The organism is Thermococcus sp. (genome assembly GCF_015521605.1).
Classification (GTDB): Archaea; Methanobacteriota_B; Thermococci; order Thermococcales; family Thermococcaceae; genus Thermococcus.
The window spans coordinates 1-16780 of sequence record NZ_WANV01000022.1 but is presented as its reverse complement, the minus strand read 5'-3'; the positions used below and the strand labels follow the sequence as shown (position 1 = coordinate 16780).

At 54.9% G+C, this 16780-nt stretch carries 16 protein-coding genes; 10 read left to right on the top strand and 6 right to left on the bottom strand.

Annotated features, from left to right (window positions below; all coding sequences use genetic code 11):
• Nucleotides 1-171 precede the first annotated feature (171 nt).
• The 10 genes from F7C11_RS04570 to F7C11_RS04525 all read left to right on the top strand — a co-directional run bounded on the left by F7C11_RS04570 (nt 172) and on the right by F7C11_RS04525 (nt 8435).
• Nucleotides 172-486: a hypothetical protein gene (locus F7C11_RS04570; RefSeq protein WP_297091406.1), complete on the top strand. Its 315-nt coding sequence runs from the start codon at nt 172-174 to the stop codon at nt 484-486.
• 99 nt (nt 487-585) lie between these two features.
• Nucleotides 586-963, top strand: coding sequence for a 30S ribosomal protein S6e (locus F7C11_RS04565; RefSeq protein ID WP_297091404.1), 378 nt, complete (start codon nt 586-588; stop codon nt 961-963).
• A 107-nt stretch (nt 964-1070) separates the two neighbouring features.
• Nucleotides 1071-2303, top strand: coding sequence for a translation initiation factor IF-2 subunit gamma (eif2g, locus tag F7C11_RS04560; RefSeq protein WP_297091401.1), 1233 nt, complete (start codon nt 1071-1073; stop codon nt 2301-2303).
• Nucleotides 2304-2338: 35 nt separating this feature from the next.
• Nucleotides 2339-2755 carry a PIN domain-containing protein gene (locus F7C11_RS04555; RefSeq protein WP_297091400.1) on the top strand — a complete coding sequence of 139 codons (417 nt, stop codon included), beginning with the start codon at nt 2339-2341 and terminating at the stop codon, nt 2753-2755.
• Nucleotides 2756-2799: 44 nt separating this feature from the next.
• Complete coding sequence (locus F7C11_RS04550) at nt 2800-3570, top strand: metal-dependent phosphohydrolase (RefSeq protein ID WP_297091447.1); 771 nt, start codon at nt 2800-2802, stop codon at nt 3568-3570.
• A gap of 21 nt (nt 3571-3591) precedes the next feature.
• Complete coding sequence (locus tag F7C11_RS04545) at nt 3592-4251, top strand: DUF434 domain-containing protein (RefSeq protein ID WP_297091398.1); 660 nt, start codon at nt 3592-3594, stop codon at nt 4249-4251.
• Between the two features lie 130 nt (nt 4252-4381).
• On the top strand, nt 4382-5530 hold the full coding sequence (locus F7C11_RS04540) for a hypothetical protein (RefSeq protein ID WP_297091397.1): 1149 nt from the start codon (nt 4382-4384) through the stop codon (nt 5528-5530).
• 93 nt (nt 5531-5623) lie between these two features.
• Nucleotides 5624-6676 (top strand): hypothetical protein, encoded by a 1053-nt coding sequence (locus F7C11_RS04535; protein ID WP_297091395.1) that lies wholly within the window; start codon nt 5624-5626, stop codon nt 6674-6676.
• A gap of 56 nt (nt 6677-6732) precedes the next feature.
• On the top strand, nt 6733-7371 hold the full coding sequence (locus F7C11_RS04530; RefSeq protein WP_297091394.1) for a DUF432 domain-containing protein: 639 nt from the start codon (nt 6733-6735) through the stop codon (nt 7369-7371).
• A 2-nt stretch (nt 7372-7373) separates the two neighbouring features.
• The gene (locus tag F7C11_RS04525; RefSeq protein WP_297091392.1) at nt 7374-8435 is read left to right on the top strand and encodes a mechanosensitive ion channel family protein; all 1062 of its coding nucleotides are present in this window, start codon (nt 7374-7376) and stop codon (nt 8433-8435) included.
• A 4-nt stretch (nt 8436-8439) separates the two neighbouring features.
• Here F7C11_RS04525 and F7C11_RS04520 read toward each other — a convergent pair whose 3' ends face one another.
• From F7C11_RS04520 to F7C11_RS04495, 6 genes are all read right to left on the bottom strand, one after another.
• Nucleotides 8440-11478, bottom strand: a complete 3039-nt coding sequence (locus F7C11_RS04520; protein WP_297091390.1) for a PKD domain-containing protein — start codon at nt 11476-11478, stop codon at nt 8440-8442.
• Between the two features lie 212 nt (nt 11479-11690).
• Nucleotides 11691-13016, bottom strand: a complete 1326-nt coding sequence (locus F7C11_RS04515; RefSeq protein WP_297091388.1) for an RsmB/NOP family class I SAM-dependent RNA methyltransferase — start codon at nt 13014-13016, stop codon at nt 11691-11693.
• Between the two features lie 25 nt (nt 13017-13041).
• The gene (locus F7C11_RS04510; protein ID WP_297091386.1) at nt 13042-14751 is read right to left on the bottom strand and encodes a hypothetical protein; all 1710 of its coding nucleotides are present in this window, start codon (nt 14749-14751) and stop codon (nt 13042-13044) included.
• Between the two features lie 56 nt (nt 14752-14807).
• Nucleotides 14808-15761, bottom strand: a complete 954-nt coding sequence (locus tag F7C11_RS04505) for a hypothetical protein (protein ID WP_297091384.1) — start codon at nt 15759-15761, stop codon at nt 14808-14810.
• Between the two features lie 61 nt (nt 15762-15822).
• Nucleotides 15823-16434, bottom strand: coding sequence for an METTL5 family protein (locus F7C11_RS04500; protein WP_297091382.1), 612 nt, complete (start codon nt 16432-16434; stop codon nt 15823-15825).
• Nucleotides 16431-16780, bottom strand: a 350-nt coding sequence (locus F7C11_RS04495) for a diphthamide synthesis protein (RefSeq protein ID WP_297091380.1), incomplete at its 5' end; no start/stop codon positions are given. The genes F7C11_RS04500 and F7C11_RS04495, both read right to left, overlap by 4 nt.

Here is a 16780-nt window from a genome sequence, read left to right as displayed (position 1 = left end):
AACAAGTTAATTCTGTCACAACCTTTATATACAATAAGGTCGATGTCCGCACAGCAGGTTCTATCTGGGTGAACCAAAACGGAGCGCCCGGAAACCAGCGACACTTCTCACCCAGCGGCGCTCCCTCTGACAAGAACGTATGAAGTTTTGTCCATATGTGGGGGTGTTCCCGTGCCGATGTACCACATAACCCACCGCTGGTCCGGGGAGGAGGACGTTGTAGCAGCGAAGGAGGCCGCAGATTTCTTCACCAAGGTCAGTCTCCCGGAGGGGTTCGAGTTCGTTGCCTCATACAACTTCAACGGCGGCTCTCATACCATCTGGAGGGCACCGAGCAGGGAAGAGCTTGAGAGATTCCTTGAAACCATCGACGCTCCAACCTTTAAGAAAAGCATGGAGATAACGGAGGTCGTCCAGAGCTATCCGCCGACGGTGGAGTACACGGTTAGGTTATGGTACTGGCTCCACAGCCTGGGGAAAAAGTGAGCTCCGACGGGGGAAACTTTTTAAACACCAAACCACAGCGCTCACTGGATAAGGGGTTTACCCAATGAATCCCGCTAATGACACAGGAGGTGGGAGGAAATGGCGACCTTTAAGCTCGTTATATCTAACCCTAAGACCGGCATAGCCAGGCAGGTTGAGATAAGCGGCGAAGAGGCCGAGAAGCTCATAGGAAAGCGCATAGGAGAAGAGATACCGGCGAGCGAGCTCGGGCTCAACCTCACCGCGATATTCGGCGAGGAGATACCGGGCAACGTCAAGCTCAGGATAACCGGTGGAACCGACAAGGACGGCTTTGCCATGAGGCCCGACGTCCACGGCCCGAGGAGGGTCAAGATACTCGTTTCGAAGGGCCCGGGCTTCAGGCCAAAGGAGAAGGGCGAGAGGAGGAAGAAGACCGTCAGGGGCAACACCATCAGCCCCGAGATCGTCCAGATCAACATGAAGCTCGTCTTCTGAGCTTCCTCCTTTCCCCAAACTTATCGCTTTTCTGTCCGTCTCAAGTTCTCCTTATTGAGGTAACCTTAATAAACCGGCCAACGCTCTAAATTTAGGGGTGAGAGAAGATGGCAAAGAAGAAGGAGTTTAGGCAGGCCGAGGTTAACATCGGAATGGTCGGTCACGTTGATCACGGTAAAACGACCCTCACAAAGGCTCTAACCGGAATCTGGACTGACACCCACAGCGAGGAGCTGAGAAGGGGAATTACAATCAAGATAGGCTTTGCCGATGCGGAGATAAGGAAGTGTCCGAGCTGCGGCAGGTACTCCAACTCGCCGGTCTGCCCGTACTGTGGAGCGGAGACCGAGTTCGAGAGGCGCGTTTCTTTCATTGACGCCCCCGGCCACGAGGCGCTAATGACCACCATGCTCGCCGGTGCTTCCCTCATGGACGGTGCCGTCCTCGTCATAGCGGCCAACGAGGGAGTCATGCCCCAGACCAGGGAGCACCTGATGGCCCTTCAGATAGTCGGCAACAGGAACATCGTCATAGCCCTTAACAAGATCGAGCTCGTCGACAGGGAGAAGGTCATCGAGCGCTACCACGAGATAAAGGAGTTCGTCAAGGGGACGGTAGCTGAGAACGCCCCGATAATCCCGATTTCAGCCCTGCACGGGGCCAACGTTGACGTCCTGCTCCACGCCATAGAGGAGTTTATACCGACGCCGGAACACGACCTCAACAAGCCTCCAAAGATGCTGGTTCTGAGGAGCTTTGATGTCAACAAGCCGGGAACAAAGCCGGAAAAGCTCGTCGGCGGTGTTATAGGTGGCTCGATAATCCAGGGCAAGCTCAAGGTCGGCGACGAGATAGAGATAAGGCCCGGCGTTCCCTACGAAGACCACGGAAGGATAAAGTACGAGCCGATAACCACCGAGATAGTCTCCCTCCAGGCGGGCGGGAGGTTCGTCGATGAGGCTTACCCCGGCGGACTCGTCGGAGTGGGAACCAAGCTCGACCCGTTCCTAACCAAGGGCGACCTTATGGCCGGAAACGTCGTCGGAAAGCCCGGCCAGCTGCCACCGGTCTGGGACGACATAACCCTCGAAGTCCACCTCCTTGAGAGGGTCGTCGGAACCGAGGAGGAGCTTAAGGTTGAGCCGATAAAGAGGCGCGAGGTTCTCCTCCTCAACGTTGGGACGGCCAGGACGATGGGCCTCGTCACCGGGCTTGGAAAGGACGAGGTCGAGCTCAAGCTCCAGATACCGATATGTGCGGAAGTCGGCGACAGGGTCGCCATCAGCAGGCAGGTCGGCTCAAGGTGGCGCCTCATTGGCTACGGCTTCATAAGGGAGTGATCCCTCTTCTTTTCCATTGACTTCCGGTGAGGCAGATGCCAGAGAGGCGGGAATGGCTGGTAGTTCCTGACACGAACTTCCTCCTCGTCCCTGGGCAGTTCGGCGTGGACATAATCTCCGAGCTGAGCAGGGTTCTCGATGTGAGGTTTAAAATCGCGGTCCCCAACGTCGTCCTTCAGGAGCTGGATGTCATAGAGAGAAAGGCCAGGGGAAAGGACCTGATGGCCATAAGGATGGCCAAGAAGCTTGCAGAAAGGTTCGAGGTCATCGACATAGGGGAGTTCGGGAGGAGGCCTATAGACGACCAGATTTTTGACTTTGCGGTGAAAAACGAGCACGTGGTTGTGTGCACCAACGACAAGGGGCTAAAGAAGAGATTGAGGGAGAGGGGAATTCCCGTCGTCTACCTCCGCTCAAGAAAGATCCTTGAGCTTGAGGGAATGCTGGGGTGAAAACCCTTAAAACCCCCTCTTCTCCACGTCCTTGGGTGAGAAAGATGTATACGGAAGAAGAACTGCTGGGTGAGATTAGGGAACTCCTCGGGGACGAGGAGCTCTACGAACTCTACGAGAGAACTTTCAGGGGGTACCACTACTACTTTGAGACCACCAACTACATCGTCCTGAACGTCTACGGCTTCAACGACCACGGGCCGATCCACGTCCTCCTCACGACCAGACGCGCGCTGGAGCTTCTGAACATCATCAGGAAGTTCGGGATTCAGACGACGGCGGAGAAGCTCGGCAAGCCCTTCCGCTGGAGCAAGTTTATAGTCGCCTTTGGAGCGCTGTTCCACGACACCGGGAACATGATCCACAGGGTAAACCACTACGAGTTCAGCGTTTTCCTCGCGGAGCCAATAATAGAGAAGCTAGTGGGGGAGTTCGGAACCGACGACCCGCTCCTCCTCAAGGCGCTCACACTGAACGCCGTCTACACCCACGACGAACACGTCCCATGCACAACGATCGAAGGGAGCCTCGTGACCATAGCCGACGGCTGTGACATGGAGGCCGGAAGGAGCAGGCTGGTGCACAAGAAGGACAAGGTTGACATCCACGCAGTTTCAGCTCTGGCCATCGAAAAGGTCGAGATCAGAGAGGGGAACGAGGAGCAGCCGATACTCATCGAGATATGGATGAAGCACCCCGCAGGAATCTTTCAGGTGGACGAGATACTGACGAAAAAGGTCAAGAGCTCACTCCTCAGCGGGAAGGTGAAGCTGAGGATACACACCGGCACCGAAGTGGTGGAGAAGGTTATTTAACCCCCCACCGTTTCTTTATCTATGCTCGATGAAGCATACCGCGATCTAAAGTACCTCCTCAACAGGGGGTACAGAAAGGTGTATGCCCTCGAATTCGTGGCCAACCACTACCGGCTCACCGGAAGAGAGCGCCATCTCCTGGCGAGGTGTATCTTTTCCGACGAGTGGACTGAAAAAGTCTCGAAAAAGCTCCTCACTCCGGGAGAGCTCAGGGGCAGGGTTCTTGGAATAGACGGCTTCAACGTCCTGATAACGCTTGAATCACTCCTTGAGGGGCAGGCGATACTCTGCGAGGACGGGCTCGTGAGGGATCTAAAGTACCAGGGAAAATACAGGCTCAAAGAAGAGACCAGGAATCTGCTCCACTGGATAGCCAGGGCCCTCCTTGAGCTGAAGGTTTCGGAGGCGGTTTTCTTCTACGGCAGAAGCGTTCCCAAAAGCGGCCTCGTCAAAAAGCTCACCGAAGGGGCACTTGCTAGCGAGGGCGTGGCCGGAGAGGTCAGACTCGTCAGGAGCCCCGACTTCGAGCTCAAGACTTACGAGGCCGTTGCAACTGCCGACGTCGGCATCATCGAGAAGGTTCCCTTCGTTTTTGACCTGGCGGCCTACACGGGCCTTCGGCTGGGGCGGAAAGCAGAGCCATTCTTCAGACTTCTCAAATCCCCACCCCCCGTGAGGTAGGGTCGTATATCCAACTGCTTCAGTTTTGTTTGAAGTCTTAGAAAGTTTTTAATATGACGAGTGACAAGAATATAACATGGCCATGTCTCTACGACCCGCTTCGTTTTTTTGCGGGTTCGGAGGGGTTTAGATGAAACGTGCCATAACGGCTGTGCTGGTACTGCTACTCCTCGGGATGGTCGTCGCGAGCGGCTGTCTCGGGGGAGGTGGGGAGACCTCAACCACTTCCGCGTCCCCAACAACCACTCCCGGAACTTCTGCCGAGGTTACATCATCCCCCTCAACCTCCACCACTTCAGTTCCCTCTGAGACGACCTCCTCTCCTGTGACGGAAACCCAAACCACCGTGACCGAGACCACCTCCACCACCGAGACCGAAACACAGACCCCCACCGAGGAAGCCTACTGGGAGAACCCGTGGGAGTACGCCCCGATAAACATCAAGGGCGAAACATACTGGATAACCTATTACAGGTACCGCTACAAGGTTCAGCCCGACCAGAACTCACCGGTTTATGAGTACATCATAGAGAAGAGCGTTGATAAGGCCACCGTCAATGTTTGTGGCATGGATCTTATGGGGAACAAGAAGGATCTCGGCGAGCAACAGGTTTACGCATACAAGACCGTTGTGAATCCCGTCAAGGCCGCGGGGCTTGATGACACCCTCACCATAACGGTCTGGTACCTCTCCAACATGAGCGATGCGTTCATATACCCGTGGGACGTTCTGTGGTTCTCTTACATATCCCCAACCGGAGCTGGAGACAACGTTTTTGTCGGCATTCAGTTCGATTACAAGGGACAGAGCTTCAGGGTGATGAACCCCGCCCCGTTCCAGAGTGGCCTCTTCCCGTGCTTTGAGGGGGACATGAACCTGCCCGATACGGTAAACGAAGACCTTGGATACCTCTACATGGGCTGGGTTGCCCTCGTCCATCTGGGATTCTGGTACGAATGGAGCAATGTTAACGTCCTGGTTCCACAGTCAGGCGTCTGGAGCGACGGAATGGGACACACCTGGACATGGAGCACAAGTCCTGACGGCGTTACAAGCTACTCCGGCTTCACCTTCAAGCTGGTCAACTACCAGTGGAAGTACGAAGGTACGGTGGAGGGCGTCAAGCTTCAGGGAGAAGGAAAGTTCTCTCCGGACCTTCCCCTGGTAATTGAGAGCGAGGGCTACTACTCCTACAAGGACACTAACACAGGCCAGACGACGGTTATTTACGGCTACCTAAAGCTGGAAGACCTGAAGCTGGAGAAAAACCTGCCCTGAGTCTTTTCTACCCCCTTTCTTTTAACCCGGGTATGCCAATGTTTAAATATTTCCCCGTTGTATTTTGTATAGGACAACTTGGAGTTGGACAATATGAACGTTAGTACCAAGACTGTTTTTGCAATTCTTGTCGTTCTTTTGGTTTTTACAAGCGTGAGCGGATGTCTGGGAGGAGGCGGGAGCACGACAACTCCCGCGACCTCGACCCAAGGGGAATACACGAGCAGGGGCGAGTCCACCGAAACGTACAGCGAAAGCGGGACAGGGGAGGAAACAACCACCGCCACATCGGAGTACGCCACCTGGGCCAACCCCTGGGATGCATCCAAGCCCGTCCGCATAGGGGACGGTCTTTACAAGATAACGTATCTCAAGTACAACATCAAGGTCAGGCAGGCCGAGGGGGCACCGGTTTATGAATACGAAGTCGAGAAGAGACGCGGCCCCGGCAAGGTTACAGTTTACGGAACCGAATGGGACATGCAGACGGGGGAGGCCAAGAAGGTCGAACTGGGCGAGTACGATGCCTACGAGTACTACGGAAAGCTGATACCAATAAACGCAGAGCAGCTCGATGCACCTGTGGAGTACTGGCTGTGGGGAACCCAGCCACTGGAGTTCTACGAGGGATTTTTCCTGTTTCCTATAGCACAGACCTTTGGAATGGGCTACCCCGAGGTCATCGGATTCAAGATTAAGTACAAGGACAACGTCTACGAGGTTTACAACCCGAGTGCCGTTGGAAAGGACGACTATGACTTCTATATGAGCGAGGGCTTCAGTCTCGCCGACATTCCGGACACCGACCTTACGTACACGGCATTTTTCTCAATGACGACGTTCGGCTTCTGGGGAGTGCTGGAGGAAGAAAACCTGATGACTTCAACCGAGGGAAGCTACGGCTTCATGAACTACCAGTACAAGTACAAGATAGAGCCCCAGGGAACCACCAGCATAGGCGGAAAAAACTTCAAGACGGTCAGGGTTGAGTGGTCCTATATCGTTGGAGACGCCAGGGGCAATGGGTGGGCGATAATAGCACCAAACCTGCCGGTCCCTCTGGAAGCGGAAGGCATCTTTGTGGCGGAGGGGACAAACATATATTCCTATATGAAACTTGAGGACATCGGGTTTGAGGAGGAGTGAATTCCTTCTCCCAAATTTTAGACAACTTTAAATTTTCTTAGTCCTTACTTTCTTCCATGTTTGGAGAGCACGAGCTAAAGACACAGTTTATCAAGATCGCTGACAAAAAAATCCATCTCGTGGAGCGGCCGGGAGACACCGTCCTCTACCGGCGGGACGACGTCAGGGTTCTCATAAAGAAAGGCAACGGGGGCCTGTGGGTTCTTCCCGCCCCGGCAGAGGGGTACGGTGTGGACTTCCTGATGATAAAGCTCACGGAGAAGATGGCCATCCCCCCCAAAGAGAGGGTTACGGGTTACCTGTCGGCCCCGATAGACATCTCAGTAAGAAGCGGCAACGCTGAGATAGACCGCTTCGTCGTTGGACGGGAGAAGTACGCGCTTTACGGCAGGATAACGTCCGGGGTCATCGCCAGATACCACACCAGCGAGTTCCACACGGAAGTCCCCGAAGCAACTGGCGTTGTAAAGCTCGTTATAAACAACCCGACGGAAAAATGGAAGCTGGTCGAAAGGGTGGTGATTCCAATAAAGGGCAGCACGATGTTCTATTCTAAAGAGAGGGCCTACTACCCCCTGGTCGTGCTCACAACGAAGGAGCCCTACGAGGTCAACAACACGGGGAATCCCCCTGACGGGACGCTCACGGCCACCCACAGGGCGGAGCCCGTACCCAACTTCCGGATGAGGTGGTAGGTATGGCCAACGTTACACTGCCCTGGCTGCCCCCGGTGTCGGTTGAGCTGACGGTTGTAAGTGCCGTCAAGGCGGTGGCAATACTCGTGGGCGCGGTTCTGGCCGGCAGAATCATCAGAAAGCTCATCATCAGGAAGTCCAAGGAGACCTCTCTGACATGGATAATAAACCAGGACACTGCGGACATACTCTTCAGGATGTTCGTCCTCGGGGGAGCAATCTGGGCACTCTACGTCCTCGGAATCATGAAATACACCCTCGGCCCCACCACCGTGGGGAACCTCGCCTTTGCCGCAGGGTTCTTCTACTTCACGTACCTGATAGCGAAGAAGTCAAGGGACTATATGATAGAGGGTTCCGGGGGGGAGCCGGGGCCCGACGTTGTTATCCGGGCCAAGCTGTTCTACTACATCGTCATAACAGTTGCGTTCTTCACGGCACTGAGCTTTGCCGGGGTCAGCGGTCAGCTGGGCACCCTCCTAGCGGCGGCGGGAATAACGGGCATTATCCTTGGTTTCTCCGCCCAGACCGTCGTTTCAAACTTTGTTTCCGGGGTCTTCATGTACTTCGACAAGCCACTGCAGATAGGCGACGCCGTTAAAGTCGGGGAGGCCACTGGGATTGTTGAGGACATAAGGATACTCTCCACCAGGATACGGTCGTGGGACGGGACGCTGATCAGGATACCCAACGAGAAGCTCTTCAACAGCAACATCGTGAACCTGATGCGGTACCCCGCCAGGAGGGTGGACGTGCAGGTCGGGATAGCGTACAGTGCCGACGCCGACCGGGCGGTGGAGATAATCAGGGAGGTGCTGGACGCCATTCCCTTTGTGCTCGCGGAGCCGGAGCCCGCGGTGTACGTAAGCGAGCTCTCCGACAGCGCCGTCATGATATCCATCAGGGCATGGGCGCCCAGCGAGAAGTGGTTCGATGTGAGAACCCGGATAGTGCTCGATGTCAAAAAGGCCCTCGACGAGGCGGGCATAGAGATACCGTTCCCGCAGAGGGTCAACTGGTTCGCCAACGAACTCAGGGTCAAAATAGAGGAAGAAAAAACGTAAAGACTCATCTCCATCTTTTTCTTCCCAGCAGAACCAGCAGCGGGAGCAGAACTGCCACTCCAACGCCACACGTCCCGCCTGACTGGGTTGTTGATGTTCCCCGCTCCGGGGAGGACGTCGATGAAGCCGACGAGGAGGTCGCCGGACTCGTCGTCTCCTCTGGTGCCGGTGGGGATGTGGAGGACTGTGTGGGAGATGGGGCCTCTCCGACAATCACGCTTATCCTCTTTACGCCCTCTCCGCCCTTCTCGTCCCTTACGGTTAGCGTTACCGTGTAGTTGCCGGGGCTGGAGAATACGTGGGTAGGTTCAGCCTCATTGGAAGTACTGCCGTCACCAAAGTCCCAGCTCCAGCTCACGATGTTCCCGTCGGAATCGTAGGACTTGTCCACGAAACTGACCTCTTCACCGGCCCTCGGCTCCTTCGGCAGGAAGGTGAAGTCCGCCATTGGTGGAAGGTTTCTCGGCAGAACAACCAGATCCATGCTGTAGCTGTTCCTCATGCCATCACTGTCCATCACGGTGAGGGAAACTGTGTAGGTACCCGGGGCCCCATAAACGTGGACTGGATTTCTTTCCTTTGATGCAGTGCCATCACCGAAGTCCCACTCCCAGCTCACCACGTTCCCATCTGGATCACTGGAACTCTCCTCAAAGCTGACTTCCACTCCTGCACGGACTTCGGCGGGGGAGTAGGTAAAGGACACGCTCGGCCTCTCGTTGTGCTGGACGTTCACCGTGGCGCTGCATGTGGAGTTGGCGTTCCACCTGTCGTAGACGGTAAGCTTGACGGGATAACTTCCGGGATCAGCATACGTGTGGAGAACCTCCGTTGAGTTGCCGGTCAGCTCAGTTCCATCTCCGAAGTCAATCCTCCATGATAGGGGGTCGTTGTTGGGGTCGCTCAGGAACAGTTCGAAAGTCACGTCGAGCGGCTGTTTTCCGGAGACGGGCACTGGGGATACAGAGCACTCCGGGGGCTTGTTTGAGGTGTACATACCGTAGAGGTTCTGGAGTCTGGTGAACTTGCTGTACCACGGTGGAATAAACGGCATGTGGGCAACCTCGCTAACGTTCACCATAAACGGGCTCAGCTGCCGGGTTCTGTAATAGTCTCCCATTCCTGACAAGTAGAAGTCGAGAACGAGGTGCCCGTCAGTGCCGTCCCTGTAGATAACACCAGTGGCAGTGTACCGCTTTTCCGGCTCCTCGATGCGGCCGTTGTAGTTTATCACTATCTCGGTCTCGTTTGAGAACTCCACCCTGTGGGTGGTGATGGTCTGATCCATGTAGTTGCCCTCGAAGTTCATGCTCATTTTCACACCCGGCGCGATATAGTCCTCCGCCTTGACGTTCACAGAAACGGTGGTGGTGAATGTGTTGGTATTTCCCTTCCAGTCAAGCTGCTTCATGTAGAGCCTGTACCTGCTGCCGACCTTCCCGGCCTCGATGGTGACCGTTCCGAGAAGGTTAGACGCCTCAAAGCCCTCCAGCTCTTCAATTCTGGTCGGGTATGTCGTTATGTCCCCTATCACATGAACTTTTGAATCGTACTCCGCAAAGGTTATCGTTGGTGGGCCTTTGGGAACGCTCACCATTACGTACTGCCGCTCGCCGTTTATCACTGCCAGCTCAGGCGGAGATATTATGGGGAACTCGTAGACGTCATAGTACGAGGTAACATATATCGCCCCGTCCACGCCGTCAGCAGTGAGCGTGAGTTCCTCTTTACGGGTGAAGCTCTGTCCGGTGACCGTTTCTGTCCTGGACTGAAGGGTGGTCTTCAGGTTGAACTCGGCAGCGGCAAAATTCTCGACGCCAAACGTAAAGCCGAGGCCCATTGTAAACTTCATATCCACGACGGAGGTTACTGATGCCGTGACGGTTTCCGTTGTCGTCCCCTTGTACTGGGAGTAGAAGACCCCTGTCTCTTCCTTTGGGATTACGTCGTAGTCTATCGGAGGAGAGTTTATGACGACCAGTACCTTCCTGGTCACCTCCATTGTTCCCTTTTTCGGGGGCCCAACCCGTATCGAGTTGCCGTCAACGTCCCCCACTGCCAGACCGGCACCGCGTTCAAAGTGCGTCCTCAAGCCGTTTCCGTTGAGGACGTCTCCCCACATGTTGTACACCTTGACGACTCCCGTCTGTGACGCCCAGACTATCTCATCGACTCCGTCGGCATTGACATCTCCGGCTGCAATCCTGTCACCGCTCCGATATGGGATTGTGAAGTAGGCAATCTCCTGCTGTTTATACTGTCCCATCTCCTTTTTGAAGGCAAAAACGTGGATTCCAGTGGATTCCCCGTCGTTTCCTCTATCCTGGGTGGCCACTATGAGCTCGTCAACGCCGTCGAGGTTAACATCGCCGGTTGCTATCTCATCCCTTCCGGTGAGGTCGAAGTAGTCATCGGTCGAGAAGCGCCCCTTCACGTTGGCGTCCATATCGTATATCGTGATGAGGTTCTCGCTGTGGTCCGCGTGAACCACCTCGTCGATGCCGTCTCCGTCAAAGTCCCCCGCCCCTATGGCATCGCCGTCACTGAAGTCTTTAACCTGAAACCTCTTCTCCGTCTCCAGGGTCTCCGAGAGGGCGTTTATCCAGTCGCTGCTCTTGTCGGCGAATATAACCTCGTCCTTTCCGTCCCCGTCAACGTCCCCAGTAGCTAAGTCGTCGCCACCCTGCCAGTCTCCAAAACCCCTCCTTGCCAGTTCCACACCCTCCTTCGTGAACACGTGAATGTAATCCGGGTCTGTCTCCCCGTGTATTATCTCAGCCTTTCCGTCCCCGTTGATGTCTCCCGCCGTTATCTCGTCCCAGATTTCGTAGTCTTTTCCAAAGCTGTAGAGCAGGTGTCCGCTCGCGTTTTCGTAAATCAGAAACTTGTCAGCCCTGTCACCGATGATTATTTCCTCGTCTTTTATGAGCATTCCATCCTTCCAGAACGGTATTTCCTCTCCGGCACCACCCAGTGCGTAGTCTACGTCAGGCAGCCATGAAAAAAGAACCAAGAACACGCAGAGGAGAGCGGCTCTCCTCATAACCCCACCTCCATTTCGCGTGAGCTTACGAAAAACCCCAGAATAGGGCTTCGTAAACTCAACTGTATTAAAACCTTGAAAATAGAAAAGTTTTTCTTAGATTTATATCAAGACGTTAAGCCTACTATCATTATGAACATTGCGTTAAACCCCCATATTATGCAAGTCCCCTCTGTTAATTGTTGTATGAGCTTGTATTCAAACATGTTGGATTACTGCCCCTTTTCTATCAGCGCATAGAAAAATCCTATCGTTTTATGCCTGTGGGGCCACGCCCTCATAGTCCCCGGCAGAAAGCCCCCATCGTAGGGGCCCTCCAGGGGCACGAGCCTCGCGTCGGGGTGTCCCTTCAGGAACCACTCCACAACTCCTTCGTTCTCCTCACGGAACATCGAGCATGTGGAGTAGAGCATCCTGCCGCCGGGCCTGAGAAGCCTCCAGGCGCTCTCGATTAACTTCCTCTGGAGCTTCACCACCCGGGGAATGTTCTTCTCACGCAGACGCCACCTCAGCTCGGGGTTTTTCGCTATCGTCCCGTCGCTCGTGCACGGGGCGTCGAGCATCACCCTATCTGCGATCTCCTCCCCCAGCATAGCAGGGGCCCTTCTCCCGTCAGCCCTTATCGTCTCGGCTATCTCCACACCAGTGCGTCTGAGCACCTCGTTCATGCGCTTTATTCTGGCCTTATCCACGTCGAAGGCGTAGATTTTACCCTCGTTGTTCATCAACTCGGCCATGTGACTCGTCTTCCCGCCAGGGGCTGCCGCGAGATCCACCACAGTCTCTCCAGGCTTTGGGGAGAGGACGAGCGAGGCCACCGCCGCTGCCTCCTCCTGGGCTATGGCGTAGCCCTTGTTGAGGAGCCATTCCGGGTTGAACGGATCAAGAATCCTGATGATCGTTTCCACTCTCGTGCTCCTCTCGAAGCGGACGTCCTTTTTCATCAGATAGTCCTCAACTTCCCCAACGCTGCTCTTCAGGAGGTTGACCCTGATGCTCGTCGGAAGGGTCTCGTTGAGCGCCCTCAGGAGGTCTTCCGCCTCGTCCCCTACCAGTTCCCTCACCTTCCCTATGAACCACTCGGGAAAGAGGTAGTCCCACTTGAGGCGCTTCTCCTCGGTATCGATAACCGGAACGTATTCGAGAACCCTTGGCAGGAGGTCGTAGTAGTAATAACCAACGTAGGGGTGAGTCTTCCTGGACAGAAACTGGGCGAGCCCTTTAAGGTGCTGCCTCGTCCTCTCGCTTGGGTCGCGGAAGACCGCCACCTCGATGGCCACCCTCAGTGTCGCCCTCAGCCACGGATCGAGTATCAGCGGGGAGACCCCAACAAGCTCCTCGATGACCTCGTCTATAAGCCCGAGTCTCCGCTGGATGGAGTAGAATATCCCCGTCAGCTTGGAGTTCTCCCAGCCGTCGATTTTGTACCTGGCAAAGGCCCTTCTCTTCGCCCCCTGGCTCGGCTTAACTTCTTCTCCGAGCTTGATTGCCTCTATGAGCGCGTAGAGCTGTCTGTCGCTGAGCTTGAGCTTTCCCAAATCGTCTCCCCCCTGTCAGCTGGATTCACGCAGTTTTGAACCTTTCCATTATCCTGACAGTGACCTTACGTATCTCATCCTCGTCCGAGTTAATAAGGTTCTCAAGAATGGGCAGAAAGGTTTCCCTGTCTATTTCAGGGCGTATTCCCCACATTGTTATCGCGTCGAGAACCATGAGGGCAAAAAACCTGAGCTCAGGGTTTGAAAGGGCGCCCTTCAGGAACTCCAGCACCCTGGACACCGCGTCCTCATCCCAGGTGTATACGAAGTAATAGCTGAAGAACTCCAGCGCGGGGACTGGGCTCTCCGCAAGCAGGGAGAGCATTCTCTCAAGGATGTCCCTCCTGCCTCCTTTTGAAGCAAGGATAGCGAGGATTTTTGCCCCTTTGTTTCTCTCCCAGGGGTTTCCGGAACTCACGACGTCAAAGAGCGCGGGGATAAGGGGATACAGCAGTTCAAACTCCCCGTTGTTCATCCTGCCAGCAAGCCTTGAGAGTGTCCAAATGGCGTTCGACCTCTTTCCGGGGTCTCCAGAACGAATGGTGTCCTCAATCTCCCGAACGGAATCCGGCCGTGAGCGGAGGATATTAAACAGCCCCTCCGCGTCCCCATCTTCCAGCACCCTCTCAAGGGGCGGCAGTGAACCCCCGTCGGAAACCTCATTTACAGTGACCTCCACGGATTTTTCGTGCCGTCCCTGTGGGGCCGGAGGCGAGAACTCCACGACTCCCGCGGGGCCGCCGCTTGGACCGCCAACGACCTGAAACCTGGGTGTGAAATCCTCAACCCCCTCCCTCTCCAGGGTCTTTGAGAGCCATTTCAGGAGGAACTCATCGCCGATTGAGATGGCCAGATCCCTTGCCATGGCGTACTCCCCGTTCAACACGAGCCTGTGAAGGACGTTTTTAGCCTCATCTGGTCTGGAGCGGTAGTAATTATAGAGCGCTTCCTCCACTCTACGTGTTACTTTTTTCGCCTTTGACCTCATAAAGAAGTCATCGCTCCGGGCGGCAACCCTCTTAACCCTCGAAAGAACCCTGGGGAGCACCTTGATCGCATCATCAGGGACATCCCCCTGAAGTGCCTCGGAGAGCACGTCAAGGACGAAATCCACCAGAATGTCGTCGTCACTCAAGAGGAGCTCCGATGCCTCCTCCAAGAGCGTTTCAAAGCTTTTGGTGTCTCCCGTAAACACGAAGATGTTGAGCAGAAGCCTCAGCCCCATACCCCTGAGACGAGGGTTGTCCTGGGAGAGCAGCCAAGTGACCTTGGAACGAACCGCCGGGGAAGGATGAGCAACTGTGAGTTTTGTGACCAGTTCCGCCATCTCAAGTGATGCAAACTCCATCTCCGGGTCTTTCACCAGCTCAACCAGTATGTCCACAAGCTCCAGGAACTCTTCCTTCCTCAGGGGAAAGCCCTCCGCCAGCGCAGAGAGAACCTTCAGGGATTTCGTTACGAGGCGGGGCTCTTTTGACTTTAGTGAGGAGATCACAGCATCAAAGCCGTTGTTTATCACAAGAAGCCTCGTCTCCTCGTTTCCTTTCTTCAGAACTTCGTAGAGGGCAAGCAGTGCTCGGACCTTTGTATTCACATCGTCTTCCCTAACTAAATCCAGAAGCATTAGAAGAACGTCGCTGTCCTCCAGGGCCAGCCTAACGGCCTCCTTTATCTGCCACGAGAGCACCATTTCGCGCAGTTCATCCTTGGACGGAATAACCCTTTCGAACGGCACAATATGTAGTATAACCAACTTGACATATATCGCTTTCGCTTTCTGATCATCTGAAGTTAGGGCGTCCTGGACGGCATGAGCAGCTCCATCAGCGTTGGATCAAGACCATCATCCTCCCTCGCCCACAGGCTCAGGAGGAGTGAAGCTCCTCCGAGTATCAACGCCAGGTTAAGAGCCTCCTCAACGCGCTTTTCAAGAAGAAGCTCTTTTATCACCCCCAACGCTTCCTCCTTTCTGGAGCGGTAATACGAAAACAGCACCTTCTCCACTTCGGTTCTCACGTTGGAGGCTCTGGAGCGAATGAGAATATTCTCGGCGCCGTTTTCAATGTTTTTAAGAACATTCAAGAAACTCACGAGGCGCCTCATCATGTCGGCGGAGAGATGGAATGCAAGAACTTCCTCCAGAAAGTCCAATCCTGCCTCAATGAGCAGGACGTTATTACTGGTCAGGAGGTCGGTGATGCACTCCAGCACCGCCTCACTCCTTCCGTCGAGATTTCCGGAGTTGAGGAAGAGGCGCATGCCAAGACCCCGCACGTACATGTTGTCCGCATTGAGAAGCCCGTCTATCCTGGCCCTGCTTCTCCAGCTCAACGGGGGCATCTGGAGTTTGCGGAACAGATCGAGGAGCGACAGATATATGAAAGTGTCCCCTCTTTCCGCCACAGGAACCGAGGCGTCTATCAGCGTCAGAAGCTTTATCTCGTCTATCTGCATCCCATCGAGAAGCCTGAGGAGAACCTCCAGCGTTCTTGACACGATCCTGCTGTCCTTGTCCCCCAGAAGGGCCACTAAACGGTTGAAGCCGTTTCTCAGCACCGCGGACTTTGTCTTACCATCAGGATCCTTGAGGAGTTCCCCAAGGGCTGTAAGTGCCCGCAGACGAGTGGTGGTGTCCTCATCTTCCAGAAGTCGGAGGAGAGATGTGACCACGTATTCGTCTCCGTTGGCGATATCTATTACATCCATCGCCCGCCAGGACATTACTAGTTCCCTAATTTGATCCATGGGCTCCACCCCTCATTCTACCCACGAGATATTGAACTTCATCCAATATATTGTTTTCGCTTTACACACGTTGGAACCGATACACATCGACGGAGATCCTCTCCAGCTTCTTCCGGTGGAAGAAGAACTGTGCTGGAATCTCAAAAGGAAGAGTTACTCTATGTGTTATCGAAAAATTGAAGTCTCTAACAAACGCCTCGATGAAGCGTCTGACATCCGGCTTGGCCAGGTGGATGGAGTAAACAACGTCGCTTACCTCAAAGGCCTTTATCAGAAACGGCCTGTCCGCGTGAGGGTTCTGGCTCCCAAACGGGGGGTTCATAACGACGGTGTCCACACTGCCGGAGAACTCCGAGACGTCGGAGTGCACCACCTCGACACAGTCCGCAAGGCCAAGGGACTCCAGGTTGCCGAGAAGAACATCGATGGCATTGCGATCGATTTCAACAGCGTAGACCCTCTCCGCCCCAAGGATACAGGCACCGACTGTTAACACCCCCGTTCCAGCGCCGAGGTCCGCCACGACCCTATCTTCGATGTCCCCCCTGGAGTGGGCCAGCCAGAGGAGTTCCGCCGCAACGTTTCCCGGCGTCCTGTACTGTTCAAGTTCGGGTTTCGGGTTTCTAAATCCCTCCAGCCTTGAGAGGGTAATGGCCAGATGCTTTTTCCTCAACCTCTCACCCCGTGAAGAGCCATTCCTACGGGTTCGTCGATCTCACGCTTCCCACCGAGTATCTCATCGAAGGCGTAGTCCTCGCGGAGGCCCAGCACTATCTCCACCTCTGTCGGTGTCAGCACCGGCTTCCTCCAGTTCTCGTAGTCGTCTATCGGAACCCTTGGGCAGGCAACGACGACGTAGGCGTCGAAATCGAAGCCCTCCAAGGCAGGATAGTTTATGTGGTTCATCGCTATCAGCCGGGCATACTTCCCGTGTTCGCGGAGGAGTTTAACGATTCTCCTGGCCTCGGCCAAGCGGAGCTGGCCCTTCTTGGTGCTGGTTATGACGCCGAATTTTTGAG

What these genes read in the sequence shown, in the direction of transcription:
- F7C11_RS04565 (WP_297091404.1), top strand. Translation starts at nt 586, where the DNA reads ATGGCGACCTTTAAGCTCGTTATATCTAACCCTAAGACCGGCATAGCC.
- eif2g (WP_297091401.1), top strand. Translation starts at nt 1,071, where the DNA reads ATGGCAAAGAAGAAGGAGTTTAGGCAGGCCGAGGTTAACATCGGAATG.
- F7C11_RS04555 (WP_297091400.1), top strand. Translation starts at nt 2,339, where the DNA reads ATGCCAGAGAGGCGGGAATGGCTGGTAGTTCCTGACACGAACTTCCTC.
- F7C11_RS04550 (WP_297091447.1), top strand. Translation starts at nt 2,800, where the DNA reads ATGTATACGGAAGAAGAACTGCTGGGTGAGATTAGGGAACTCCTCGGG.
- F7C11_RS04545 (WP_297091398.1), top strand. Translation starts at nt 3,592, where the DNA reads ATGCTCGATGAAGCATACCGCGATCTAAAGTACCTCCTCAACAGGGGG.
- F7C11_RS04540 (WP_297091397.1), top strand. Translation starts at nt 4,382, where the DNA reads ATGAAACGTGCCATAACGGCTGTGCTGGTACTGCTACTCCTCGGGATG.
- F7C11_RS04535 (WP_297091395.1), top strand. Translation starts at nt 5,624, where the DNA reads ATGAACGTTAGTACCAAGACTGTTTTTGCAATTCTTGTCGTTCTTTTG.
- F7C11_RS04530 (WP_297091394.1), top strand. Translation starts at nt 6,733, where the DNA reads ATGTTTGGAGAGCACGAGCTAAAGACACAGTTTATCAAGATCGCTGAC.
- F7C11_RS04525 (WP_297091392.1), top strand. Translation starts at nt 7,374, where the DNA reads ATGGCCAACGTTACACTGCCCTGGCTGCCCCCGGTGTCGGTTGAGCTG.
- F7C11_RS04520 (WP_297091390.1), bottom strand. Translation starts at nt 11,478, where the DNA reads ATGAGGAGAGCCGCTCTCCTCTGCGTGTTCTTGGTTCTTTTTTCATGG.
- F7C11_RS04505 (WP_297091384.1), bottom strand. Translation starts at nt 15,761, where the DNA reads ATGGATCAAATTAGGGAACTAGTAATGTCCTGGCGGGCGATGGATGTA.